This window comes from Rosistilla ulvae (genome assembly GCF_007741475.1).
GTDB lineage: Bacteria > Planctomycetota > Planctomycetia > Pirellulales > Pirellulaceae > Rosistilla > Rosistilla ulvae.
The window spans coordinates 2082213-2105719 of record NZ_CP036261.1 but is presented as its reverse complement, the minus strand read 5'-3'; the positions used below and the strand labels follow the sequence as shown (position 1 = coordinate 2105719).

Below are 23507 nucleotides of genomic sequence, written 5' to 3'. Positions count from 1 at the left end.
CGGCCGCGTGTAAGCGGACTGATAGCAGGGCAATTTCGCTAAGAAGCACAAATTTAGGACAGCGGCCAGTCGCCCCGGCTTTCCTTCGGATTACTTCTGTATTGGCCTTCCCCCAAAGCATCGCCGCCAAGATTTCCTTTAATGCTTCCCGATTGTTGGTGGTCGATGACGCGATATATAGGTAGTCCCAAGACGAACATGTAGTACCTCGGCAGCGAGCCACCGACCGGTTGGTTTGCCGCCGAGTCCCATGACCGGAGAAGCCGCCGTGCGACAACTGCCTGCGATGCTATTGCTGTTCTCTTTGCCCAGCATCGTCACTGCTCAGACGCCAACCGAACTCCCGACGATCGTCGTCGAAGCGTTTGCTAAGACGAGCAACGGCTGGAGCAGCGACGAAGTGCTTTTGGACGACATCCGACGCGAGCGATTTTTGGCTGCGGTTCGTGCTCGCAGCCCAGATGCCGACGAGGCAGATTGCAATCTGATGTTGTTGAAGCTACGCAAAGCGGGCAAATTAACGGTCAAAGCGACGCGTCGTGGCAAGCCGGCTGATGACCGAGTGCTGCCAATCGCCGAGATCGCGGCTCGAACGATCATGGAGAAGTTCGACGTCGCGACCGATACGATGATCGCGGATCCGACGCTGCGGAAGGCGTTTGATGCCGCAGCCCTAATCGTCGATCCCGACGTTTCGTTATACGACATCCGCAAAGCCGCTTTCCAATTACGAAAGTCACGGCGGCTGAAACCGGAGCTTGTCCTGCGCGTCGCCGACTGGGACAAACAGGTGGTCGTCAAACCGTTGCCCGAAGTTCGATCGAACCTGAAACTTGTACCGACACTGCCGGGCGTCTATCTATTCCGAGACCAAACCGGATACATCTACATCGGCGAAGCGGTGAACCTGCGCGTTCGGTTGACGCAGCATCTCAACGATTCCGACCGCCGCAGCTTAGCCGCCTACATCGAGCAGACATCCGGTGAGGGACTGTCGATCGAATGGCACGCGTTTCCGAAGGACTCCCCCGCCCGACAAGTTGCGGTGCGAAGAGCGTATGAAAGCGAACTGATTCGCAGCCGCAACCCGCGGTTGAACGTGCGTCCCTGACGGCGATGCGAACGCGATGGGTTTCAACGACCAAGTTCCGAACGGCCAGGAGAGGGCTAGCGCGTTTGTGATGCCGGCGTCACCAGCTGAGGCAACGCTTGCGGCAATTGACTGGTCTTCTCTTCGGGGCTGCTTCTCTTAAACAGTTCATCCGGAGGCGTCAGCATCCCGCGATGCCTTGCGGGAACCGAATCGTGAACCCCAACGGCCGCTTGCCCCAACGACGTTTTGGCATGGTCAAGACGTTGTTCGAGTCCGTTGACAGTGCGAGCCAAGCCATGCATCGCCGGAGATTGGCTGCGCGCTGCTTGTTCGCTGATCTGTTGCTGCAGCACCGCTAATTGTTCTTTGACGTAGTCGACTTCCGACGCGGCGTCGGAGGTCTGTTGATTCGCCTCTTCGATCGCATCGACGTCGAATTCAAGCCCCGCAACCGACGAGATCCCAGCCCGTTCCAAGATGCTGTGAAACGAAGTCGGCGCGACCAACAACAGCACGATCGCACCTACGATGGCGACCTCTCGAACCGCCGCGCATCCATCGCGCAACTCGGCCCACATTCCACTTTTTTCTTTCGCCATCGGTTATATCTCTCCTCGGGATTCCCGCAGCGAGATGTTTCCGATCGCCCTACATCTCCGCAGACTCTCAACCGAGGCAGATTTTCATCAATTCAAAGCGTCCGCGTCCAGATCGCTTTTTTTTAAGCCTCGCTTTCCACCGACTCAGCCCGCCGGGCAAGCCGCCCTCCCGCTGCAAAATCCAGCCTGAGCGTGCCCGCATTCCCCGAAACCCGCAAGACAGAACAGCCCGAGCCAGCGATGGCCCGCTAGCAACCACGAGACGTTGGCGCGGAGGTTAACGCATCGATTGCCCCAGCCATTCGGCTTGCGAACGGCGGAGGTCGTCGAGCACTTTTTGCAACGCCCAATCGGGTGAGATGTTGGCTTCCGCTGCGTACCGCAACGCGGCTTGATGAATCTCTGCCGTGGTGGGGGAGACCGAATGCAGACCGCCGCCATCGTACGAACGGATCCAAGGGATCGACACCGCCAAAAACAACGCTGCCCCCAACGCAAACCAGCGGACGCGGCGGCGCGTCGCGGCCAGCCCCTGCCGATCGAGCGCCGCTTCGATCGTGCGAGGGCGGAGATCGTCCGAAACGACGACGTAGTCGCCGGCAGAACGGATGATCGCTTCGATCGCGGTCGGATCGCCTTGATCGGCGTCGCAAAAATCGTGATCGCCTCTCATCGCCGCTCCTCCACTTCGTCACCCCGCAACTCGATCTCCAGCTTGGCGATTCCATAGCGGTATCGACTTGCTGCGGTCGCCGGCGAGATCATCAAGACCTCGCCGATCTGTGCAAAAGTAAAGTTCTCCCAAATTTTCAGAGCAACGACTTCGCTTTGTTTCGGTGGCAACCGCCGCATCGCCGTCCAAACCATCCGGTACGTTTCCTCCTGTTCCAGTTCATCGACCGGACAACGTGTCAACAGATCGAGGATCCCCGTTGCGAACCGCCAGCGTTTTTTGCGTCGCAAGATCAGCAACGACTCGTTGCGAACCATCTGCAGCAGATAGGGCCACGGACGTTCGGCGCCCCGAAGCGTCCGCGGATTGTCGGCTACTTTGACAAGCGCCGACTGCACCGCGTCTTCGGCATCATGTTGGTTGCGAGTGATCGTTGCGGCAAACCGAACCAACCTCCCGGAAGTCAAGTCGTAGAGCCCCGAGAGCGCAGCGGCACCGCTTTCAGCGATCCGGTCAGCACACTCGCGAACTTGCTCGGAAATAGGGTCGATGTCACTCATGCTGCCATGCATGATGCGCCAGCGAAGAAGATTTGTCTAATAATTTCCGAAAGTCTCACCCACCGTCTAAATCGCTGTCGAGGCTTCGTCTTCGGTCACGCGTGTCGGTGTCGCGACGTGGCGGAAGGAAAACTCGCGGAACAACAGGAACAGATTGATCATCGCCAGCGAGCCTCCCAAAACCAAAGTCGCGGCCACGACAGCTTCATCCAATTTCTGATCGTCGAAAACGCGGTAGATCGTCCACATCCAATTGGTTGTTTCCTGGACGCCATAAAACGATGACGGCGCACCGGTAACGATCGCCATGAAGACCGACGGGACGACGATTCCCAGCACCAACAAGCTACACATTGCGGCGAGCGCCAGTCCCATCGAACTTCCAAATCGCCGCGCAACGACCAGCACGATCAACCGGACGGCTGACAGATACATCAACAGGTATCCGATCATCAACATCGCAAACACAAACGGCTGAATCGATCCGCCAACAATCAGACTGCACATCCCAAGCGCCAGAATCCCCGTCGCCGAGGTTGTCAAAGCGAACATGTAACCGGTGCCGGGGCCGGGAATCATCCACAACAGAAACATCCGCCCCAACGTCGTTTCGGGGAGCGTGCGAAGAACTCGGGGACTCAAATCGACCGACTCGCCCAACATCAACGTTCCCATCAGCAGCCAATAGCCACCCAACATCAGACAGCCGAACATCAGCACGTCGTCGTCGCTGGACCAAAGCGCAAACGTGGCGATGCTGCCGATCCAGATCAATTGTTGCACAAACATGATCCAACGCAGCGGTGTCGAACGGTTTTCCGTGACCGGAGCGATCCGCGACGCCGCCGCTTTGACAAACAAGACCATGCACGAAACCGCGACCAGCCCAAACAGCCCCGTGAACAACAACGCTTCGAGATCCCAGATCAATTCCTGGGTATAGACAGCGCTCAAGACAAAGATCGCCGAAAAGATCTCTGCAAAGAAGATCGCCACCAACAGCATCAGCATCGTCAGCATCTGAGTCGCCCGCGTTTGCGCGATGGTCGACAACAACAGTCCCCAGGTCGTCAATAAGAACGAAACGGTAAAGACCACCACGATCGTTGTCGCGATCATCGGCAGATCGACGCCGCGCAACAGGTAACAGAATGCAAAGCAGGGGACCAGCACCGCAAAATAGACAAGCATTTGCAGTAGCGCACTCCCCAGTTTCCCCGTCACGATCCGCAGCGCCGAAAGCTTCGTGATCGCCAGCATCTCAAACGTTCCTTCATCCAACTCCGACGACAGCGAACGATGAGCAGCCAACGGGACCATCGCCAGCATCGGCACGGCTAACAGGAAATAGTATCCGGTCATCATGTAGACACCCGACGGAACGTAGTAGATATCCGGGGCGAGCGTGACGACGCCAACGGTCATCCAAAAAAGCGAGGCGATCAGCAGCAAGAAAAACGTTCCGCTGAACTGACGACTCTTCAGCGACTGCCGAGCTTCTTTGATCAAGATTGGATTCAGCCACCGCGCCGCGCGATCGCTCCAACGATCGATCGTCCCCCAAAACCCGGTGCGATCGGTATCACAAACGTAGCGATGGTAAGCGTCATCGGATTCGACCGGTTCGGGCGTCGGAAGGTCCGCAGCGACTAATTCAGCGACGATCGGGTCGTTCATTGCACCTGCCCCTTGGTCACTTGAAGGAACACGTCTTCGAGGGAGTTATGCTGCGGCGTGTATTCCAAAACTTCGATCCGCGCGTCGCACATCGCATGCAAAATCGCCACCTGATCCACCTCGTCTCCTGCGATCGAAAACCGAATCGCTCCATCAACCACGCGAACGTTGGTTGCCCGAGAATCGGAGCGCAGCAACTCGAGAGCCCAGGCGTCGTCGGATGCCACGCGAACCAAAAGCTCACGCGTCGGTTGCAGCGTGCGGCGAATGTCATCAACGCTTCCGGTCGCCAACAACTTGCCTCGCTCGATGATCCCGATTCGGTCGCACATCTCCGCCAGTTCGGTCAGGATATGGCTGCTGATCAGGATCGTCTTGCCATCGGCCGCCAATGCGCGAATGATCTGCCGTAGTTCGATTCGGGCTCGCGGATCCAGCCCCGCCGCCGGTTCGTCCAATACCAACACCGCGGGGTCGTGAATCAACGCACGGCCCAGACACAGCCGCTGCCGCATCCCCTTGCTGAGCCCGCGCATCGGCTTGGTCGCCAGGGGACGCAGCCCGGTGAACTCCATCACCCACCGCAGCCGCCGCGTTCGATCGCGACCGACCAGCCCATAAGATCGCGCGAAGAAGTCGAGGTATTCGATGCAGTTGGTGTCGCCGTAGGTGCCGAAGCTGTCGGGCATAAATCCCAACCGACCGCGCACGCGATCAGGATCATTCACGCTGGAAAGCCCTTCGACCAAGGCATCGCCGGAGGTGGGCAGTTCGAGCGTCGCGAGGATTCGCATGCTGGTCGTCTTGCCGGCTCCATTGGGACCGATATAGCCGAACACGCTGCCACGAGGGACTTCAAACGAAACGTGGTCGACAGCTTGCGTATCGCCAAAGCTGCGACAGAGGTCGCGGACCTCGATCATCGGACCGTCGTAACCGGCGTTCATGGCAGCTCTCCCATGATCACGTGCACGCTTCCCTCGGTGCGAGCGTCGCTGACGCCCAACGTATCACTCTGCAACTGCGTCGTCGCCATAAAATGATTGTTGGGCAGCGAACCAAGCCATTGATTCAACTGCCGCTCCAACAGCGTCAACTCTGCATTGGTCGAATGATTGGTGTAGCCATCGTTATTCAGAACGGGGACCGGCGAATCGATAAGCAATGGGGCGACGTCGATCAAAGTGCTGGGCGAGGCGGTTTGCGACCGATTCATCGCCGCCGATTCGCCCGCAGGAACGTCGCGTGCAACCCATAACTGCCCCTTCGTATCGGCGGCGATTACGCACGACAGCGGATGCGGGGAATCGTTGCGGACGGTCAACGAATCGTCCGACCGATCGAAGCCGATCATCGGCGGAGCCGCTTGCGGTTGCAGCGTCATGTATTGCACCTGAGTCCGCGCCGGCAAGAACTGTCCGGTGTAGCGGTAATCGGGATCCGATGCGTAGATCGAGCGCCGCGACCTTTGATTGTTGGCCGGGCGATAGCGACTCTGCACCGCGGTGTTGCGGATCGGGAACACCGCCGTCTGCTCCGGTAACTCAATCCCATCGGCGCGACCAAACGATGAAAAATAGGTCTGCCGGTTTTGCGAAACTCGATAGCCGGCATCGGCATCCTGCCAAGTAAGTTGCCGTGCACGGACACGCGTCTGCCAACCGTCGGCCAGCAAGGCGTAAGCAAACAATCCCAGCGTTAGCAACAACGCCAGAGCGGGAGCGAAAAAGAGGAGCAAGTGCAGCCGAGCGTGTCTGCGGAAAAACAGGTAACCAACCGGCCCAATCACGATCACAAACAGGGTGTTCAGAGCGAAGAACAACTTCACCGGCGGCCCGCCCACCGCTTCGATCAACCACTTCCAGTAATGATCGTCGCCACGACGCACATCGATTCCGTTTCGCTGCGTCCAAACAAGTTGTTTGGGACCGTAGAGATCGCGAACCGTCTGCCACAACTGGAACGAACCGGGAAACGGATAGAGATCGTCGATCGCGGTGATCGTCCCCAAACCAAACCGCGTCGTCCTCAACAACGCGCTCAGTTCGGTTGGCGATTGAATCGCCGCGGCGGGATGCTTCTTCTTCTGCATCGCATCGAAGACATCTTTCCGCTGCGACAGCTCCACCTCAAGCTGCTGCCATTCCCAATTCTGAGACTGTTTTGTCACTTCGCCCCAATGTTCCATCTCTAATGGGGTCGTATCGTTAGCCGCATTCAGATCCAGCGTCCGCCTGACCGCTACCAGGTCAGGAACTCGCCCCGCGGCGACAGGTTTTAAGGTCACGCTGTCGCTGGGGAATTCAAAGCCTTTGGCGTCGTAGATCCATAGACTTCCGCCGGCGGCGATCCAATCGGTCAACGGTTTGAAACGCTCTGCATGACGAGCGACGTCCTGGAGCGTCGCCGCCTGGACGATGATCACATCCAACTGCGAATACCCCAACCAAGAACGGTACATCGTCTGAGGATCGCTGTCGATCGCGCGGAACTGCACCCAAGCCGACTGGACCTTTGTCGCAAGTTCTCGCAACTCCTTGTCGCTAAGGCTTTCCTTTCCGGTCGCTTCATCGAGCGGGCCTTCGCCAAGCAGCGTGACCAACGATCGAACGTCGGGATATCGAGTCGCCGCCGCTGCATCGGTTGCGGCTGTCGCGTTGCTGGAAGGATGCAGAATGCCAACCGACGTGTGCTGTTCGGCGTAACGTGTTTCCAAACTCTCGATTGAAAACGTTTTACGTCCCTGCTCGATCCGCTGTCCCGATTCGGACAGTTCGACAGTCAACTGACTCCAGGGAACATAATAAGGAACGTAAACGACAAACCGCTCGACCGTCGAATTCTGCGGAACGGTGCAGCGGACATGGAAATCGAAATCGAGTTGCGTTGTCTCGTTGCCGCGCGGCGATAAGACGACATCAAAGGTTCGATCGGCGGGAAACGTTGGTGTCTTCGGACTAAAACGCAGGTGCAGCGGTTGATATCCGTTGGCAGCCAGTTTGGGCGTTGCGATCGACATCGCAAAACCGTTCTGTCGCGTCCCCGGCGCCAGCCTTCCCACGTGGACCAATCCCGCGTCATCCTGGCCGAAAGAGAGGCTGTTGCTGGCAAACGCTGTCGCCAGAAGAATCCAACCGAAGCAGACGCTGCGAATCACTGTGGCTCCTCCGCTGCATCGCGTTGATCAACCGCAGGGGGATGGAATCGCGAACGCGTCGGCTGCAAGATCGATCCGGTCATCGACGCGAACAGTGACGCCAGAGCAAAGGCCAACGCGTACATCGCAAAACAACCGATCGCCGTCGCCAAGACCACCGCGACACATTGAGCCCAGAAAACGTTTTCGATGATCGCGGCCCGAAAGACCCACATCAACATCGCGGACAGCGTGACCAGCAGCATCAGAAAACGTAGCGACCACTGCGGCATCGCTCGCTCTGACGATGCGGTTGGTTCCGATGATGTGTTGGACATGGCAGACGCTAGCGACGCGTGGATCGATCCGAAAAGAAGCGTCTAGTGTAGCGTGTTCTGCCGAAACATGCTCGCATGGAACCGTGGCAGACGCGTCGTCTGCCTTGCCTTTTTCAATGGGCAGACGCGGTGGTCTGCCCAAGGTTTCGATCGCTTTGTCGCAGCGGCGACTAGACTTCGTTTGTCGCCAGAGCTTGCAAGCCGCTGATCACCTTCAGCACCGTCTCCTGCGAGACGTCGCCCCACTGAGCCGCCTTGTGACGCAGGATCGCCAACTTGAACATCTCAAGCGCTTCGGACATGTCTGGCGGCAGTTCGGGCAGGCCGGCAAACGGCTGAGCGACGGGAGCGGCTTCGACGTCTTCGCCCTTTTCGAAATCAGCGGTCGGCAGCGGCTTGCCGCCCAGATCCTGTTCGTCCTCGTCGCCAAAGTCGGGACCTTCGGGAGCCGGTCCGGCCGCGATATCTCCCGATTCGTCATCGAACTTTGTGTTACTGCCACCTTGAGCCGGTAGAACGACATCTTCATCGGGGTCGGCTGTGACGATGTCAGCGGCTTGCGGGCGGTCCTGGTCGACAGCTCCCATCGATTGCCAACGCTGTTCACGCATCCCCGAAACGGACCAACCGCTCCGCATCGCCCCTTCGAGCCACATCGGAGCGTCATCCCAATCGAGAGCCGCCAGGAAGTGGCTCCAGTACAGACCGGGATAGGTTTCGTACGACGAACCGAAGGTCTCGTGAACGCGTCGCAGTCGACCGACGTGCGGGCTGGTAACGCCGCCGACGCGCTTCGCCCACGCTTCGTCGGAGTATTCAGTCGCGGGAGCGTCCGATTCGATCAACGCCTCACGCCATTCATGGATGATCCGTCCCTTTTCCCAGTTGGTCGTGCTGATCAGGTTTTGCCAACGCCCCACAAACGGTTCGCTCGCCGAATCGAGTTCTTCGAAACTGGAGATCGCGATGACGTCCGGTTCCCCCGCCTGATCATCCTCCGCGGCATCCGAAGCTGCCTCGGTGACATCTTCATCGCTCGCATCCGATTCGTTCATCGTGACAACGGCAACGTTGGAATCATCATCGCTGGAGACTTCCATTTCGCTGGAGGCTGCAACTTCGTTTGAGCTCACGTTGTCGCTGCTCGAATCGCTTGCGGTGTCGCTGGAAACCACTTCGGTCGCCGTTGCACTCACCTGATCGGTGGTATTCGCTTCGGCAGACGTATCGGTGCTGCTTGTTTCGATGTCCTGGTTGGTCGGGATCGCGTTTTCCATACCTGATTCTGCTCTTCCTGTTTGGATGTCGTTAACGTGTTGCTGGGTCGCGTGGGAACCTCTTCAAGCCGATCGGCAACCGCACAATCAGGCTAGGAAAATCGAAGCCTCGCGGGAACCAGCGAGATCAGCTTCTTCGACCGCATCGCGGCAAATTCCACTTCGCCAACGATGGTTGTTCCAGTGAGTGAAACCTTGTCGTCGGACACCTGGGAGGCGGGCGGACCGAGGATTGCGGCGGCAGTTCCCGGTCGCATCGGATCGCGCCGGCGAGGGCGGCCCCCAATGGAGAAACCGGACGGGGAGGGTGGTGGTGCTGCCGAGCGCAATCGCCGAAGAGGCCCTGCAGCAGTAAAGCGTAGAATCGCTTACCAGCCAAGTGTTTTTCGGACTCTAGCGGTCCAGCGCTCGTATCCCGCCGGAGTCATGTGCAGTCCATCCTTGGCGAACAACGCGGGATCGGGCTTCCCATCGTCGCCGAACATGTCGGGCGAAATGTCAATGAAATCCAGCTTCGGATTGGCCTCGCAGATCGCCGCGATCCCCTCGTTGGCCGCCTTCATCGTCGGCCATAACTTCCAGCGGCTGATGCTCGGTTTGATCGCCAAAAAAGCGATCTTCGTCTCCGGCAACGCCGCCGAAATCGTGTTGACGAATTGTTGGAAATCTTCGATCACCGCCGCGGCGTCTTTCCCTTTGGCGATATCGTTGTCACCAGCGTACAAAACGATCTGTCGCGGCTTGTGAGGGATCAGGAATCGGGGAGCGAATTCAGTCGAATCGGCGATCTCCGAACCACCAAAGCCGCGGTTCACCAGCTGCAGGTCGGGGAAGCTTTTCTTCAAGTCCCACATCCGCACGCTGGAGCTGCCGGTGAAGACGATCCCGCCGGGTTGTGGCGGATTTTTGGCGTCGGCCGCTTCGAATCCAGCGATCGTCTTCTCCCAGCGACTCTCTTTTTGCTGCGCTTCGGCGGCGCTAATTCCGGCGACGACAAAGAGAATGGCCAGGGCAACGATTCGGCGAGGACTGAGGATCACGTGAAAGACTCCGAGGGCAGCTGGGGTTCAATGAGGCAAGGAATTTGAAAGAGCCCGATTATAGTCTCAACCGGCGTGGTTTGCCGCAATTAATTGGTCGAGTTCCTGCTTCAATACCGGCAGGATTTCATCGTATTTGTAAGCTCCCAAAGCTTCGGGGCCCCGTTTCAGATTGACGTGATTCGGACCGCACCAAAGTCCCAAGTCGGCGTCGTCGGTCTCGCCCGGCCCGTTTACGCGGCAGCCCATCACGGCGATCGTGATCGCGTGTTCTTTGGCGTACGCCGTCATCTCTTTGACCTTAGCGGCTAGATCGACGAATGCTTCGTTTTCGACTCGCGAGCAGCTGGGACAGCTGATGATGTTCAACGAATTGCGATCGAAAACGACGACGCTGCGAACGCGTCCCGACGCGATGTCGTCGACGATTCCGCGGCCCGCTTCGATCTCTTCATGCTTGCGATCGTTGGGAACTGTCAACGAAACGCGAACGGTGTCGCCAATCCCGTGGCCGATCAATTGTTCAAACGCGATCCGCGTCTTGATGATTCCGTCGGGGGGCATGCCCGCTTCGGTCACTCCCAGATGCAGCGGCACGTCGGGGCGTTTTTCCGCAAACCGCCGGTTCACCTCGACGACCTTATCGGGATCGCTGTCCTTGAGCGAAACGACGTAGCGATCGAAGCCCAACGAATCTACGAATTCGCAGTGCTCCCAAGCGCTCTCGAGCATCGGCGTGATCGAATCCTCGGGATCGTATTTGTTCGCCTTCTCCGGGTCGACGCTGCCACAATTGACACCGATCCGAATCGCACAATCGTGGCGTTTGGCCTGATTGATGATGAACTCCACCTTCTCCTGCCAAGGCCTGTCCTTTTGGTGGTGGTAGAGATGCCCAGGGTTGTAGCGGATCTTGTCGACATGGGGGGCGACGAGTTCGGCCAGGCGGAAGTTCTCCTGCAGGTCGACGGCCAAATTCGCTTTGGTTAGCTTGCGGATCTCCGCCAGCGCGGCGACATCTTTTTCGCTATCGACGGCGATTCGCACAACATCCGCTCCCGCGGCGTGCAATGCGTTTGCCTGAGCGGCCGTCGCTTCGACGTTCTGCGTTTTCGTGGCCGTCATGCTTTGAACAGCGATCCGGTTGCCGTCGCCCACAACGACGCTGCCGATTTGCACGCGGCGGGTTGGATTGCGTTGAATAGTCACAAAAAATCAACCTGTTCTGATATGCTGAAATGAATCGCCACCGCGGGGGCAGCCGCCAACCATTCTAATCGATATCCGATTCTCGGGCAGTCGGGCTAGCGGCAGCGATTATCATGGTCTGACGATCTTCACAGCCCTCCGACTGAAAATTTTGGCCCCTCCGATTCTCGCAGCCTTCCCAACGCCATCGATGAAAATTTGCTTTTCTAAAACTAACCAACGCTCCGGTTTCCTGGCCGGCGGTCGACGTGTCCCTCGCTTGTTGCTGGCATCGCTGCTGTGGGTGCCGTTCTGTCTGGTCGACGCCGCAGCAGATGATTGGCTGGCCTGGCGAGGGCCTCACCGCGACGGCGTTTCCCACGAATCGTTGCCCGCGGAAAAGCTAGTTGCTGACGGGCTGCAAGTGCGTTGGCGCGGCGAGGTGGGGACGGGGTTCTCGTCCTTCGTCGTCGCCGATGGCAACGCTTTGACGATCGGCAATTCCGAATCGGTCGACACGCTATTCTGCTTCGACGCCGAGTCGGGAGAGTTGAACTGGCGGTATTCTTATGATGCACCTTTGGATGATCGCGACTTCGAAGGAGGCCCCACGTCGACGCCGACCGTCCACGAAGGGAGAGTCTACGTTTTGGCGCGTCAGGGAGATCTTTTCTGCTTGGACTTGGCGACCGGCAAAGTCGTCTGGCAGAAGCAGATCGTCGACGCTACGAATATCCGAATCCCCGGCTGGGGTTTCGGAGGCTCGCCGCAAGTGTTTGGCGATCGGTTGCTGCTGACCGTCGGCGAAGCAGGTGTCGCGGTCGACCTCGCCGACGGCAAATTGGTTTGGCAATCGGGGGACAAAGAGGCGGGTTACGCTTCGCCCGTGATTTTCGACTGGCAGGGCAAGACTCTGGCGATGTTCCCTTCGGGACGCAGCTTTTCGGCCGTCGATGTGGCGACTGGAGAAGCGATCTGGCAACAGCGGTGGCTGACCAGCTTTGGTTGCAACGCGGCCGATCCGATCGTTCACGACGGGCACAGCTTCCTCTGTTCGGGCTACAACCGCGGATGTGCGCTGCTGCGATTGACCGACGACGATCCAGAGATCGTCTGGAAACACAAACTGATGCAAAATCAGATGAATGGCTGTGTCCGGATCTGCGACGCGTTGTATGGTGTCGACGGCGATCTGGAGGCGGAGCCAACGCTCAAATGCATCGACTGGGCCAGTGGCGAAGTCCACTGGGCCGACGATTCGATTCGCCCCGGAGCGATCACTGCGACGCGCGAACACTTGATCGTGCTAACGACCGAGGGGCAATTGTTGCTCGGCAGTGCATCGACCACAGGTTTTGAACCGCTGACCGAACTGAAGGTGCTCCAGGGCAAGTGTTGGACGGTGCCGGTGCTGGCCAATGGTTCGATCTACTGTCGCAGCGCCAGCGGCAGCGTCGTCTGTGTCGGTATGAAATAGAAGCGACTCTCGCCGCGAAGCTTTGAGGCGTTAAAGGCTGTTCGAAAACAGCGACTCCCAAACCGCGGGATCGCCGAAGAAGGTCACCTCGCGCTGCGTCGGGCTGGCGACTTCGATCCGCAACCACAGCGTCTCGTCTGGAAAAACATCGGCCACGCGATCGCCCCATTCGACGAAGACCCAAGCTCCCGGTTCCTCCATCAACTCTTCGATCCCCAGTTCCAGAAACTCGTCGAGATCGTTCACTCGGTAGGCGTCGACGTGGTAGAGCCGCCGGTTCGCCGCGTGGTAGGGCTGGATCAGCGTAAACGTCGGGCTGGTCGCCGTTCCCTCGGGGACGCCGATCGCCGCGGCGACGCTCTGCACTAAACGCGTTTTGCCGGCACCCAAGGTCCCGACCAAGCCGATCGTGGCGCGGTCGGGCAACCGCTGGGCGAGCATTCGCCCCAGACGATCGGTGTCGTCCAGCGAGTGGATCGACATTCGACATAGTTGATGGTTGTGCATCGGAGAGGAAGAGACTCCGCGGGTAGTCTTAATGTTTGACTGGGAAGCGTTTGGAACGGGAGCAAAAAAGTTCGAGGCGGCCACTGGCAAACAATGGCGACAACGTCCCAGGACGGGCTGGATCCGATAGGATGGAAAGGGGCATCGAGGAAAGGATTGGAACTATGATTACCGTAAAATCGCGTCGATGCAACGCTGCGATTGCAATTGTCGTGGCGGCCTGGGCGTCGATAGCCTCTGCCGGCGAGGATCCCAATGCGGGGCCGAACCTGTCGAAATGGACGCTCGAGTTGCGCAGTGCGCTCAAACGCGAAGCGACAACTCGCGAGACGGCGGCGCATTCGGCGGCGGTGATCCAGCTGTGCGAAATGTGTGCGGCGATGCGGAGCGACGAACGCTATCCGACCAGCGAAGTCCTGCAAGGGCTGGCGACGCGGGCCCGCCGGCGACTGTTGGACGTGCGCTACGATATTCAAGTTGCTCTAAAAAGGAATGGGATCGAAAAACCGGCCGGTTTCGATCAGCAACTGCAGCAGTTGGAGCGGCTGCTGGACGAGCGGGCTGCGGCGGGGAAGCGTCTGACACCGGAAGAGCTGCCGTCTTCCGCGGTGAATTCGCCCGGCGAAGGTTCGGCAGACGGCCAGCAAACGCGTCTGCCCGGTGGCGGATTTGCTCCCGGTCCCGATAATGGATTTCTGTTGATCGAACTGATCACGCGGACGGTATCTCCCGATTTTTGGAGCGCTCAAGGTGGGCCGGGAGCCGTTCATTATTATGGCATGCACCGCGTGATGGTCGTTCGGGCGACGTCGCGCGTTCACGAAGACATCCAGTCCCTGCTGCACGCGCTTGGAGGATTCCCGCAATGACACCTGAAACGCCCCAATGGGTCAGCTGTCCCACCTGCCAAACTCGGTTTGTGATGGACGAAACCGAAACGCCGCCGTTCTGCTGCGAACGCTGCCAATTGGTCGACCTTGGCCGCTGGTTGGATGAAGAGCACGGCTTGCCTCACGAAGGCGATCCCGGCGACGTGCCAGTGGAATATCGCAACGAAGAGTGATTGTCCACGGCACAGCCAATCGGCGACAACCGTTGGTTTAAGGCAAACTTGCGACGGCAGCCGCAGGATCACAGCCACTCGGTTCGCGAACGACATCGAACAGGTTGTCGTAGAGTTCGATCAGGCGAACAGCTTGATGTTGCCAGGTCAGACCGTTGTCGATCCGTTGCCGAGCGGTTTGGCCCATCGATTTGCGAAGCGCCGGGTCGTCCATCAATTGCACGATCGCATCGGCATACGCGGGGATGTCGTTGTTGTCAGCGTAGACCGCCGCGTCGCCGGCGGTGATTTGATTCTCGCGTGTGCGGAAACAGACTGTCGGCTTTCGCAGCGCCATGTATTCCATCGTCTTGATCGTCGTGCAACTGTCGTTGTAGGCGTTGCTGGGATCGGGAGTCAGGCAGATGTCAAACGCGGCGATGTGCGACGGGACGGTGGCAAACGGAATCATTCCCGTGAACAGGATCTTGTCCGCCAGATCGAGCTTGGCGGCCAGACGCTTGAGGTCGGCGATCGCCGGTCCGCTGCCAACGATCACGCCGCGAAAGTCGTCGCGGCCGTGCTTCGTCTTCACTTCGTGCAACGCCCGAACCATAAAATCGACGCCATCTTGGACTCCGATCACGCCGACATATCCAATCGTGAGACAGCCCGGCGTGCGGATCGATTCGAGCGGTTGAACGTCGCTCAAAAACAAGGCGTTGGGGCCGTTGCGAACGATGTAACAGTCCTCGGGATCGGCTCCGCAGCGGTCGATTTGTATCGAGCGCTGCGTATCGTTGGTGGCGATCAAACGATCGGCTTTGCGACACGACAGTCGCTCAAAAAATCGCAACGCCCGATAAACGGTCCCCTCGCTGCGCCCCGGTTTCTGCGCCAGATACAGCTCCGGCGACAGATCGTGATGATCGAAGACAAACCGCTTTCCCAACAACTTAAAAAAGATCGCGACCAACCCCATTAGATCGGGGGGTGTGTGCACATGGACTGCGTCGAAACCATGCCTCAGCAGGACAAACCATGAAAGGACAAAAGCGGCGACCAGGCTGTAACCGTACTCCAAAAGATACCCCAGCACGCCCCCGATCTCCCACATTTGGGGATACCGGTAGACGCGGATCTCTCCGATGCGGTCGACCTTCTTCGTCACCCCACCTGTTGGGCAGATGATCGTCACCGCATATCCGGCATCGATCAGCGCTTCGGCTTCCAGCAGCACGCGGCAGTCGTCCGGAACGCTCTCGTTTTCGAGCAGCATCAAGATCCGGTAGGGCTTGGATTTCATCGGGCTATTCACGTTGTCAATGACTCATGTTGCATCTCGACCGGACTCGCTTCCGGTTCGACCAGCGGCGGCAGACCGCAGGCGGCGCGCATCATCGCTTCGGTTCTTTTAACATTCGAATGCGAGAAATGTTCCGCAGCAAGTTCACGATTTCGTTCTCCCATCTGTTCTCGCAGCTCTGCGGAACGATACGTTTGCAATAAGGCGTCCGCCAGGCCATCGACATCTTTTTCGTCGACCAGGATCTGTTCGACGATCGCCGGAATCTCGACGTGCCGCGTGCTGATCACCGGTTTCCCGCACGCCATCGCTTCGATGATCACCGTCGGAAAACCTTCCGCCCCGCCGTGGTCGTCGTGATGACTGGGCAGGCAGAAGACGTCGCAAGCGTGGTAGACAGCCCGCAGTGCGGTCCCCGAGAGGCCGTTGAAAAACGCGACCTGCGATTCCAGTCCCATCTCCGCGGCGAGGGCTTTGACGTCGACCGAGTCGGCCGAATCGCGACCGGTGCCGACGACCCAGAGTTCGAATTCGGAGTTGTCGATTTTGCGAAGCGCTTCCAACAGGATGCGGTGCCCTTTTTTCTGAGCGAAGTAGCCGACGATCAAGACGACAAACTTCCGCTCCGGTCGGTAGGTCTGCAGATCGATCGAGAGTCGCACGACCTCGATCCGCTGTGGATCGATGCCGTATCGCGACTTCAGCTGCTCGCGGTTGTAATTGGTCACCGTCGTGATCTGGTCGCACGCGGCAACCGCGCGAGCGAACATCGCCGGGTTTGGATTCTCGTAGATCTCGTAGGCGTGGATCGTGCAGATCAGCGGCTTGTTGAGCAGTTGTTTGCAGAAGTAGGCGATGAACAACTTGCGGTCGCCGAAAGTGGCGTAGATCAGATCGACGTCGCGCATCTTGCCAGCGAAATAGACCGCTAGGACAAAGTCGACGACAGCGCGATGACGGATCGCTTCGGCAAGCAGTCGCAGGTAGCTGGCCGGCCGCGATAGCAGCGTGCCCAGATTCGCAAACATCAGCGAGATCAGCCCCCATCGATAGACGTTCCAGGTCGGGCGTGGTCCGTACAATCCGGCTTGGAACTTCGTCGGATAGACGCTGATCTTCGCGCCGCGGCTCTCGAAAAACGAAAGCTCGCGATGGACGAAGTGTTCGAAGCCGTGTTTGACCGACGCCACGACTCCCAGATGCATCGCACTATTGGTTGACATGACTGGGGCTCCCTAAAGTTTGCGTTGGCTGCGCTGCGGACGCTTGCGCCGGCGAAGGTTTGGATCCGCGCTGCCGATCGACGATCGCTTGCTCATAAACCGCAACCGTCTGCCGCGCGACAACCGCGGGCGAGGCTTCGGCTTGCAAGCGATCGAATCCAGCATCTCCCAAGGCCCGCCGTTGGGCAGGGTCTTTTAACAGTTGAATGATCGCCGCCGCCAAGGCTTGCGGATCGCGTGGCGGGACGAGCAAACCGGTCTGCCGATCGAGCACGCATTCGGCCAACGCGCCAACGCGCGTGGCGACGACCGGTTTGGCATACATCTGCGCGACCGGGACGACTCCACTTTGCGTCGCTTCGGTATAAGGGAGAACCACGATGGCGGCGCGTTGAAAAAATTCAGCCCGCTGCTGATCGCTGATCCATCGGTTGTGGATCTCGAACCGCGGCGAATCACCGATCAGTTTCTGGTACCGCGAAAAATCGTCGCCTCGCCCCGCGATTACGATCTTCGCATCGGGGACTTCTGCGGCGATCATCGGCTCGGCCGCAATCAGATATTCCAAGCCCTTGTAGTCCCAGATCCTCCCGAAGAACAACACATTGTGAGGCTCTTCGGCGACGTCGGTCGCGCCTTCAACTTGGCCCATCGCGACATGAGCGACGACGTGCACGCGATCGCTGGCGAAACCGAATAACTGCTGCACTTGAGCGGCCAACGCCTCCCCATGCACGATCACATGATCGGCTTTGCGAAATCCGTAATCCATCACCCACTGCGGCGTCTTCCGCGACGACATGTCGCCGGCGTGGTGCCGCGGGTCGTGGATCGTCGCCACCAACGGATAGCGTTTCAGCGATCGCAAGGCAGTGTTGAACCACATGTGTCCCTGTTGGAAATGGACCACGTCCGGTTTGAAGGCATCGATCTGGCGACGGATCGCCGCGACACAGCTCAGCTGCCGCAGCGGCTGACGCAACCGTGGCTCGTCAAAACCGAAGTGCTGCACACGGTCGGAGATCGCGTATTGCGTTTCCCCTGGCTGCGGGTGCGGCATCACCAACAGCACCTCGTGCTCTTCGGCGAGCGCATTGACGTTCTGCACGCACAGCTCTTCGAACCCGTATGATATCCAAGCGATTCGCATCTTATGCCTTTTCCAATTTTCCAGTCACCATGCGAACGCCGTGCGAACACAGCCCGGGAAAGGCAAGCGGCACGTAGACGATCATTCCCAGAGTCAGCGCGATGATTGCCTGCCCGAGGCTGATCCAGTGGTGCTGTCCAGCACGCACCGCATCCCATTGCACAAAACAGGCAACGACCGCCAACAGGCAGAGGGTCGCGGGGAGACCACGCAGCCATTCTCGGCCCAAGGCCAATGGAGCGATCTCGCGACGGAAGTAGTATTTGTGTTGTAAAACGTTGAAGAAATTGATGCTCACGTAAGTCACCGCGGCTCCGATCAAACCAAATTGGCTGATCAACAGGCATCCGACGACAACGTTCGCCATCAGGTTGACCAACACGATCCGCAGCACCACTGCCTCGTTTTTAGTCGCCCACAACGCGTGACCCAACAACGGAGTCACCGGATCCAGGAAGAGCGTGAAGACAAGGATTCGGATCACGACCGCGGCGGCGCGGAACTCTTCATTGCCGTACGCAAACACGAGGATTTCGTCGGCCAACAGGAACAGCCCGATCGCCGCCGGCGTACTCAATCGCCACAGCAACCCGATCAGCGACTGAACCATCTCGGCAATCGCATCGCGCGACGCGGTGTAGCACAAGGTCGGGAACGCACTGGTCCCAACGGCACGGTAGACCATCAGAATCGGTTGCAGGATTTGATACGAAGAACCGAGCAGACCGATCTCTCGCTCGCTGGCAAACTTCGACAGCATCACTTGGTCCAGCGCCGACCAGATCGCGTTGACGCCGTCGTTGCCGAAAAAGACAAGCGAGTGTTTCAGTTGTTTCATGCCGACGCGGAACCCGACGCCAGGGACCGCCAGCGAATGCTGACAGCAGTACGACGCCATCGCATGTGTCAGCAGAAACGTCGCGGTTCGAGCGGTGATCACCACGGCGGCCAACCAATAGATGCTGTAGCCCTGCGACAGCACCGCAAACGCGCCGCCGACTAGCAAAGCGTTGCCGGGCAGATTCGCCAGGGCGATCAAATGCATCCGCTCGCGGCCGCGGATCACCGCTTCGGCGACCAAGGTCAACGCATAGGGAACGATCGCGATCGACAGCAGACACAGCACCCACCGCATCTCGGCGTCGTACCGCATCACAAAGGCAAACAGGATCATTCCCAGCATCGCCAGAAGCGAAGAGGCCAGGGCGCCGGCGTAGCCATGGTACAGCAGATGCCGCGACCGATTGGCGTGCCGCGCGACGCGGCGGGTCAGCAGAGTTGGCAGCCCCGCGGCGGCGAAGACATTAAAGGTATACAGGACCAGCAAGCCGAACTGCAGCAGCCCGAAGGACTCGAGACTGGTGTACCGCGACAGCATCGCATAGACAGCAAACGTGCTCGCCTTGTTGACCAGATCGCCCGTGAAAATTGCGACCGCATTGCGGCGGATCTTGCCCATCGTTGTCATCGCATTCCCCTGGCGGGAGGAACTGGACCATGGCAGGCGACCAATCCAATACTGGCACACAACACGATCGCTTCAAATCCGTCGGCGACAAACGCCGATTCGGCGAGCCCCGCGATCGCGGCGAGGATCAAAAGCGCGATCATCCAACGACCGGCCATCCGTTCGTGGGTTCGCAGCAGGTATTTCGCGCGTCGCACCGTGGCGACAACGATCATCAGCATGATAAAGACGCCCAACAGTCCCCAATTGACTGCCGATTCGATGTAGATCGAATGGGCATGGCTGAACGCCCAACCGTTCTGCGATTCGAAATATCGAATCCGCTCAGGCGACCAAAACGCGCCGTATCCAAAGCCTAACAACGGCTGGTTGATGAAGGCGGAAAGGGTCTCGGTCCAAATCGGCAATCGGCCTGTCAACTTGGTCGGATCGGAGAGTTCATCCTCGCGTCCCATCCGCGCCGCCGAAAGCAACGAGACCTCTTCGCCACTCGCCCCGAGCCCGATCAGTCCGATGCTGAACAAGATCGATCCGGCGACAGCCAGGTTGACGATCCAGTTCCGCGGCAGATAGCTCCACCACAACCAAGCTCCCGCCAACAGGCAGGCGGCGGTACCGGTTCGCGACTTCGTTAATATGACCGCGATCAGAGCGAAGATCGCGATCGCCAGATAGACCCGCTTCCGTTCGCTTTGATACATGCATGAACTGCACAGGAACAGAAACGCACAGAAGAAGACCTGTTTGTTCGGATGAAAGACTCCTGAAAATCGGTAGTCTCCGCCTCGCAAGAAGACGCCGTTGGCGAGTTCGGCGGCGACGCTGAGCACGACAAACAACAGCGTCCAACCGATCAGAGCCAGACAGAAATCGCGGGTGCTCCAGACCTTGCCGATTCCAACCGCGCCGAGCGCAAGACAGCCCAACACGATCATCCGTTTGACGGTTAAGAAGGGCGAATCGGACCAGACGACCGAACAGCAACCGTAGGCGAACAACAGCCCCAACAGCAGCATGATCGGCCAATAGATCGGCCGTCGGTTGGTCCTTTGATCGCGCCACAACAACATCCCGCCGGTCGCTCCCAAGGCGAGGAACAACAACTGGCGTTCGCGTGTTCCGGTGCCGGCGTTTTCCGCCAGATCAGCCGCTTCGACCGCGGCACCGTTGGCCGATTGAGCGTACGCCATGCGAGCATCGTTGCGGATCACCAGCACCGCCAGCACGATCACGGGAACCCAAAACATCAGCAAGCGGTCGAACGATGGTCGCCGTGCGGTTGCGGATGAGTTGAGTGCAAGAGACATGAATCGCTAGATCCGCCGAAGCGTCGGTTGATAAGTTTGGCGGAAGCCCGAATCGACTTCATCGCAGATAGGGTTACGCGCCCGAGAACATCGCCGGAGCATAGTTCCGCGTCTTGTTGAGAACGATACCAATCACTTCGGTATCGCTACCGGCAAAGCGATTCAAGAACCGCTGGGCTTGGGCAACTTTGGTCTTTTCCGATTCGACCACGACCACGACGTAATCCAACGTCTGGGCGAGCGACAAGGCTTGGTCGGGGAGCGACGCTGGCGGGAAGTCGATGATCACAAGATCGTTGGCTTGTTGGAACGCTTCGATCGTCTGTCGCGGATCGTGGCGATCGACGGAATCCGCGTCCGATGCGTTTGCCGACGGCGATGCGTAAGGCAACAGCGCCAGCTTGCTGTCGGACAGTTGCTGGACGCACTGTTCGACGGCGGCGTCCCCCGCAGAGAGCTCCAACAGCCCGGGAGCGTTCTGCAAACCGAAGGCCTTCGAAACCGAACGGGTTCGTCCATCGGCATCGATCAATATTGTTTTCAGTCCGCAGTCGTCGCTGCTGACCATCGCCAACGCCGCGGCCAACGTGCTCGCTCCACAACCTGGCTCGATCCCGATCACGCCCAGCGATCGACCTCGCGGCGGCTCACCAATCGGTTGCGCACGCGAGAGCATCAGGTCCCCGATGATCGATCGACAACGCGTGCGGATATCGCCTGCATCGTCGAGTCGGCGGATCGAATTGCCCAGTTCCAATCGCGGTTGGTGCGGGATTTTTGTCAGCACGGGATATCGCAAGCTCGATTCGACATGTTCGGCGGTCCGCATCGTGTCGCTGCCGATTTCACGCAGGAACGCCAGTCCCACCCCGCTGCACAATCCCAACATCACAAAGCCCGCGGCGAGGATCCGTTTGTTGGGGCTGGCGGGACGTTCGACAAACGTCGCCGGCTGAAAGACGCTCACGTTGGAGATCTGTTGGTTGCGCAGTTCTTCGATCACGCGAGCCTCCTCCAGTTTTTCGACCAGCTTCTTCAGGCTGGCGGCGGAGGATTCGATGTCGCGATCCATTTGTGTCAGTTCGATTTCCCAGTCGTGCAGTTCGCGAACCTGTTGCGCCAACTGGACCCGCTGGCGTTCTTTCTCCAGCACGACGCTCTGCAATCCGACGACCTGAGTTTGCGACCGCTGCAGATCGTCTTCCATACGACGCTTCATCGGGTTGGGAGTCATGCTGTGGTCGACTCGTTCGCTGCGCAGCTTCGCCATGATCATCCGCGCCCCGTCCAATTGTTCGCGAGTTTCGATCAACCGCCGATGCTGCGGCGTGTATTTGGCCGCCAGGCTTTTCTCTTGCAGTTCCAGTTCGTAGACCTGCTGACGCATGCCGCTCCAGGTGCTATCGGAACCTTCCTTACGTTCGGCGATGATCTCTTCGTCGGTGTCAGCGATCTTGCGGCGAAGATCGGCCATTTCGGCGTTCACCTGTTCCAGCGAACCAGTGGCCATCAGCAGCTCGCGTTCGCAGGTCGCCAATTGTTCTTGCAACAACGCACGGTTCGCTTCAACCGAAACGATGCCACGCTTTTTCATGTAGTCCGATTTGCGATCGGTCAACGCATTCAAATGAGCTTCCGCGGCATCGACTTGTTGCACGAAGAAGTCATGCGATCCGGCGGTTTGCGAATTCAGTAGATGTTGTTTCAGATAGGTATCGCAGGTTTGTTGAACCAATGCTTGAGCCATCTCGGGCGTCTTGGCAGAGGCTTGCACCGAGATCACGTTCGACTTCTTTTGAGCCTTGATTTCGACGGCCCCTTGGACGCGGCGAACCGCAACTTCGTGGTTGGAGATTTCGTCGCGAAGACCGGACGTCGTCGCGACCAGATCGATCGCACCACTCACCAAACCTTTGACGCGATCGACAACGGTTAGACCGGCCGGCTCGCCGCCTTCGCTGGGCAGGCTGCCATTGAGGATCGAAGACTCGCCGAGCTCATCGACCACGCCTTCGGCGATCTGACGGCTGCCCAACATTTCCAGCGCTGAAACGACTTCTTCCTCTTGCGTCTTCTGCAACATCAGCGTCTGGCTGGTCGTTGCCGTCGGGTCCAGCGAAACGCTCTCGCGGCCGACCCGTAACATCAACTTGGCTTCGGATTCATACTTCCGCGGCCAGACAAGCAGCGCTGCCCAGCCCAAGAGGATCGCAACCGCAAGGCAACCGATGATCAATCGCTTGTAGACAAACGGCAACTCCAAACACGAACGCAGACTGGCGGCGTGACGGCCATCGCCATGATGGGCCGCCGATTCGGTGATCGAATCGTGGCTGGCACGCGCCATGATCACTGTCGATTGATCGATTCCCGACGCGCGGTGCGAGAAAAAGACAGCCGGATCGTGGCTCAGGTTACGTTGGTTCTTTGAAGTCATTCGTTGGTC

General features: G+C 58.7%; 21 protein-coding genes. 4 read left to right on the top strand and 17 right to left on the bottom strand.

Annotation, left to right across the window (positions count from 1 at the left end; translation table 11 throughout):
• The first annotated feature begins 268 nt into the window (after nucleotides 1–268).
• Nucleotides 269–1111, top strand: coding sequence for a GIY-YIG nuclease family protein (locus tag EC9_RS07655; protein WP_218934662.1), 843 nt, complete (start codon nucleotides 269–271; stop codon nucleotides 1109–1111).
• Nucleotides 1112–1167: 56 nt separating this feature from the next.
• On the opposite strand, the gene EC9_RS07650 is transcribed toward EC9_RS07655, so the two are convergent.
• The 10 genes from EC9_RS07650 to ispG all read right to left on the bottom strand — a co-directional run bounded on the left by EC9_RS07650 (nucleotide 1168) and on the right by ispG (nucleotide 11602).
• The gene (locus tag EC9_RS07650; RefSeq protein WP_145343774.1) at nucleotides 1168–1692 is read right to left on the bottom strand and encodes a hypothetical protein; all 525 of its coding nucleotides are present in this window, start codon (nucleotides 1690–1692) and stop codon (nucleotides 1168–1170) included.
• 277 nt (nucleotides 1693–1969) lie between these two features.
• Nucleotides 1970–2365, bottom strand: a complete 396-nt coding sequence (locus tag EC9_RS07645; RefSeq protein WP_145343772.1) for a hypothetical protein — start codon at nucleotides 2363–2365, stop codon at nucleotides 1970–1972.
• Nucleotides 2362–2925 carry an RNA polymerase sigma factor gene (locus EC9_RS07640; RefSeq protein ID WP_145343770.1) on the bottom strand — a complete coding sequence of 188 codons (564 nt, stop codon included), beginning with the start codon at nucleotides 2923–2925 and terminating at the stop codon, nucleotides 2362–2364. The genes EC9_RS07645 and EC9_RS07640 overlap by 4 nt, the downstream gene beginning before the upstream one ends.
• A 66-nt stretch (nucleotides 2926–2991) precedes the next feature.
• Nucleotides 2992–4602, bottom strand: a complete 1611-nt coding sequence (locus tag EC9_RS07635) for an ABC transporter permease (protein ID WP_145343768.1) — start codon at nucleotides 4600–4602, stop codon at nucleotides 2992–2994.
• A complete protein-coding gene (locus EC9_RS07630) occupies nucleotides 4599–5549 on the bottom strand; it encodes an ABC transporter ATP-binding protein (RefSeq protein ID WP_145343766.1) in 951 nt (316 codons plus the stop codon). The genes EC9_RS07635 and EC9_RS07630 overlap by 4 nt, the downstream gene beginning before the upstream one ends.
• Nucleotides 5546–7759 (bottom strand): hypothetical protein, encoded by a 2214-nt coding sequence (locus tag EC9_RS07625; RefSeq protein WP_145343764.1) that lies wholly within the window; start codon nucleotides 7757–7759, stop codon nucleotides 5546–5548. Before EC9_RS07625 ends, EC9_RS07630 begins: the two co-directional genes overlap by 4 nt.
• A complete protein-coding gene (locus EC9_RS07620) occupies nucleotides 7756–8076 on the bottom strand; it encodes a hypothetical protein (protein ID WP_145343762.1) in 321 nt (106 codons plus the stop codon). The genes EC9_RS07625 and EC9_RS07620 overlap by 4 nt, the downstream gene beginning before the upstream one ends.
• Before the next feature lie 170 nt (nucleotides 8077–8246).
• Nucleotides 8247–9353, bottom strand: coding sequence for a hypothetical protein (locus EC9_RS07615; RefSeq protein WP_218934661.1), 1107 nt, complete (start codon nucleotides 9351–9353; stop codon nucleotides 8247–8249).
• A gap of 368 nt (nucleotides 9354–9721) precedes the next feature.
• On the bottom strand, nucleotides 9722–10393 hold the full coding sequence (locus EC9_RS07610; RefSeq protein ID WP_218934660.1) for an SGNH/GDSL hydrolase family protein: 672 nt from the start codon (nucleotides 10391–10393) through the stop codon (nucleotides 9722–9724).
• A gap of 66 nt (nucleotides 10394–10459) precedes the next feature.
• Nucleotides 10460–11602, bottom strand: coding sequence for a (E)-4-hydroxy-3-methylbut-2-enyl-diphosphate synthase (ispG, locus tag EC9_RS07605; protein ID WP_145343760.1), 1143 nt, complete (start codon nucleotides 11600–11602; stop codon nucleotides 10460–10462).
• A 190-nt stretch (nucleotides 11603–11792) separates the two neighbouring features.
• Between ispG and EC9_RS07600 the strand changes: the two genes are divergently transcribed.
• Nucleotides 11793–13058 carry a PQQ-binding-like beta-propeller repeat protein gene (locus tag EC9_RS07600; RefSeq protein WP_145343758.1) on the top strand — a complete coding sequence of 422 codons (1266 nt, stop codon included), beginning with the start codon at nucleotides 11793–11795 and terminating at the stop codon, nucleotides 13056–13058.
• 30 nt (nucleotides 13059–13088) lie between these two features.
• Here EC9_RS07600 and tsaE read toward each other — a convergent pair whose 3' ends face one another.
• Nucleotides 13089–13541, bottom strand: a complete 453-nt coding sequence (tsaE, locus tag EC9_RS07595) for a tRNA (adenosine(37)-N6)-threonylcarbamoyltransferase complex ATPase subunit type 1 TsaE (RefSeq protein WP_218934659.1) — start codon at nucleotides 13539–13541, stop codon at nucleotides 13089–13091.
• Between the two features lie 188 nt (nucleotides 13542–13729).
• On the opposite strand from tsaE, the gene EC9_RS07590 reads away from it, so the two are divergent.
• Together EC9_RS07590 and EC9_RS07585 are read left to right on the top strand one after the other, a co-directional pair.
• Complete coding sequence (locus EC9_RS07590) at nucleotides 13730–14434, top strand: hypothetical protein (protein ID WP_145343754.1); 705 nt, start codon at nucleotides 13730–13732, stop codon at nucleotides 14432–14434.
• Nucleotides 14431–14628: a DNA gyrase inhibitor YacG gene (locus tag EC9_RS07585; protein ID WP_145093724.1), complete on the top strand. Its 198-nt coding sequence runs from the start codon at nucleotides 14431–14433 to the stop codon at nucleotides 14626–14628. Before EC9_RS07590 ends, EC9_RS07585 begins: the two co-directional genes overlap by 4 nt.
• A gap of 37 nt (nucleotides 14629–14665) precedes the next feature.
• Here the strand turns inward: EC9_RS07585 and EC9_RS07580 are convergent, their stop codons facing one another.
• The 6 genes from EC9_RS07580 to EC9_RS07555 form a co-directional block, all read right to left on the bottom strand.
• Nucleotides 14666–15913 (bottom strand): glycosyltransferase family 4 protein, encoded by a 1248-nt coding sequence (locus EC9_RS07580; protein ID WP_145343752.1) that lies wholly within the window; start codon nucleotides 15911–15913, stop codon nucleotides 14666–14668.
• 8 nt (nucleotides 15914–15921) lie between these two features.
• Entirely contained in the window at nucleotides 15922–17136 is a 1215-nt protein-coding gene (locus EC9_RS07575) for a glycosyltransferase family 4 protein (protein WP_145343750.1), read from the bottom strand.
• On the bottom strand, nucleotides 17123–18286 hold the full coding sequence (locus EC9_RS07570) for a glycosyltransferase family 4 protein (RefSeq protein ID WP_145343748.1): 1164 nt from the start codon (nucleotides 18284–18286) through the stop codon (nucleotides 17123–17125). Before EC9_RS07570 ends, EC9_RS07575 begins: the two co-directional genes overlap by 14 nt.
• 1 nt (nucleotide 18287) lies before the next feature.
• Nucleotides 18288–19754: a flippase gene (locus EC9_RS07565; RefSeq protein WP_145283500.1), complete on the bottom strand. Its 1467-nt coding sequence runs from the start codon at nucleotides 19752–19754 to the stop codon at nucleotides 18288–18290.
• Complete coding sequence (locus EC9_RS07560; protein WP_145343746.1) at nucleotides 19751–21061, bottom strand: O-antigen ligase family protein; 1311 nt, start codon at nucleotides 21059–21061, stop codon at nucleotides 19751–19753. Before EC9_RS07560 ends, EC9_RS07565 begins: the two co-directional genes overlap by 4 nt.
• Nucleotides 21062–21134: 73 nt before the next feature.
• Nucleotides 21135–23498: a GumC family protein gene (locus tag EC9_RS07555; RefSeq protein ID WP_145343744.1), complete on the bottom strand. Its 2364-nt coding sequence runs from the start codon at nucleotides 23496–23498 to the stop codon at nucleotides 21135–21137.
• Nucleotides 23499–23507: the final 9 nt, after the last annotated feature.

Bases quoted from the DNA above. Each gene is read 5' to 3' on its own strand.
- tsaE (WP_218934659.1), bottom strand. From the start codon at position 13,541: ATGTCGATCCACTCGCTGGACGACACCGATCGTCTGGGGCGAATGCTC.
- EC9_RS07580 (WP_145343752.1), bottom strand. From the start codon at position 15,913: ATGAAATCCAAGCCCTACCGGATCTTGATGCTGCTCGAAAACGAGAGC.
- EC9_RS07640 (WP_145343770.1), bottom strand. From the start codon at position 2,925: ATGAGTGACATCGACCCTATTTCCGAGCAAGTTCGCGAGTGTGCTGAC.
- EC9_RS07560 (WP_145343746.1), bottom strand. From the start codon at position 21,061: ATGTCTCTTGCACTCAACTCATCCGCAACCGCACGGCGACCATCGTTC.
- EC9_RS07565 (WP_145283500.1), bottom strand. From the start codon at position 19,754: ATGACAACGATGGGCAAGATCCGCCGCAATGCGGTCGCAATTTTCACG.
- EC9_RS07645 (WP_145343772.1), bottom strand. From the start codon at position 2,365: ATGAGAGGCGATCACGATTTTTGCGACGCCGATCAAGGCGATCCGACC.
- EC9_RS07615 (WP_218934661.1), bottom strand. From the start codon at position 9,353: ATGGAAAACGCGATCCCGACCAACCAGGACATCGAAACAAGCAGCACC.
- EC9_RS07620 (WP_145343762.1), bottom strand. From the start codon at position 8,076: ATGTCCAACACATCATCGGAACCAACCGCATCGTCAGAGCGAGCGATG.
- EC9_RS07555 (WP_145343744.1), bottom strand. From the start codon at position 23,498: ATGACTTCAAAGAACCAACGTAACCTGAGCCACGATCCGGCTGTCTTT.
- EC9_RS07635 (WP_145343768.1), bottom strand. From the start codon at position 4,602: ATGAACGACCCGATCGTCGCTGAATTAGTCGCTGCGGACCTTCCGACG.
- EC9_RS07600 (WP_145343758.1), top strand. From the start codon at position 11,793: ATGAAAATTTGCTTTTCTAAAACTAACCAACGCTCCGGTTTCCTGGCC.
- EC9_RS07575 (WP_145343750.1), bottom strand. From the start codon at position 17,136: ATGTCAACCAATAGTGCGATGCATCTGGGAGTCGTGGCGTCGGTCAAA.
- EC9_RS07650 (WP_145343774.1), bottom strand. From the start codon at position 1,692: ATGGCGAAAGAAAAAAGTGGAATGTGGGCCGAGTTGCGCGATGGATGC.
- EC9_RS07570 (WP_145343748.1), bottom strand. From the start codon at position 18,286: ATGCGAATCGCTTGGATATCATACGGGTTCGAAGAGCTGTGCGTGCAG.
- EC9_RS07590 (WP_145343754.1), top strand. From the start codon at position 13,730: ATGATTACCGTAAAATCGCGTCGATGCAACGCTGCGATTGCAATTGTC.
- EC9_RS07630 (WP_145343766.1), bottom strand. From the start codon at position 5,549: ATGAACGCCGGTTACGACGGTCCGATGATCGAGGTCCGCGACCTCTGT.
- EC9_RS07585 (WP_145093724.1), top strand. From the start codon at position 14,431: ATGACACCTGAAACGCCCCAATGGGTCAGCTGTCCCACCTGCCAAACT.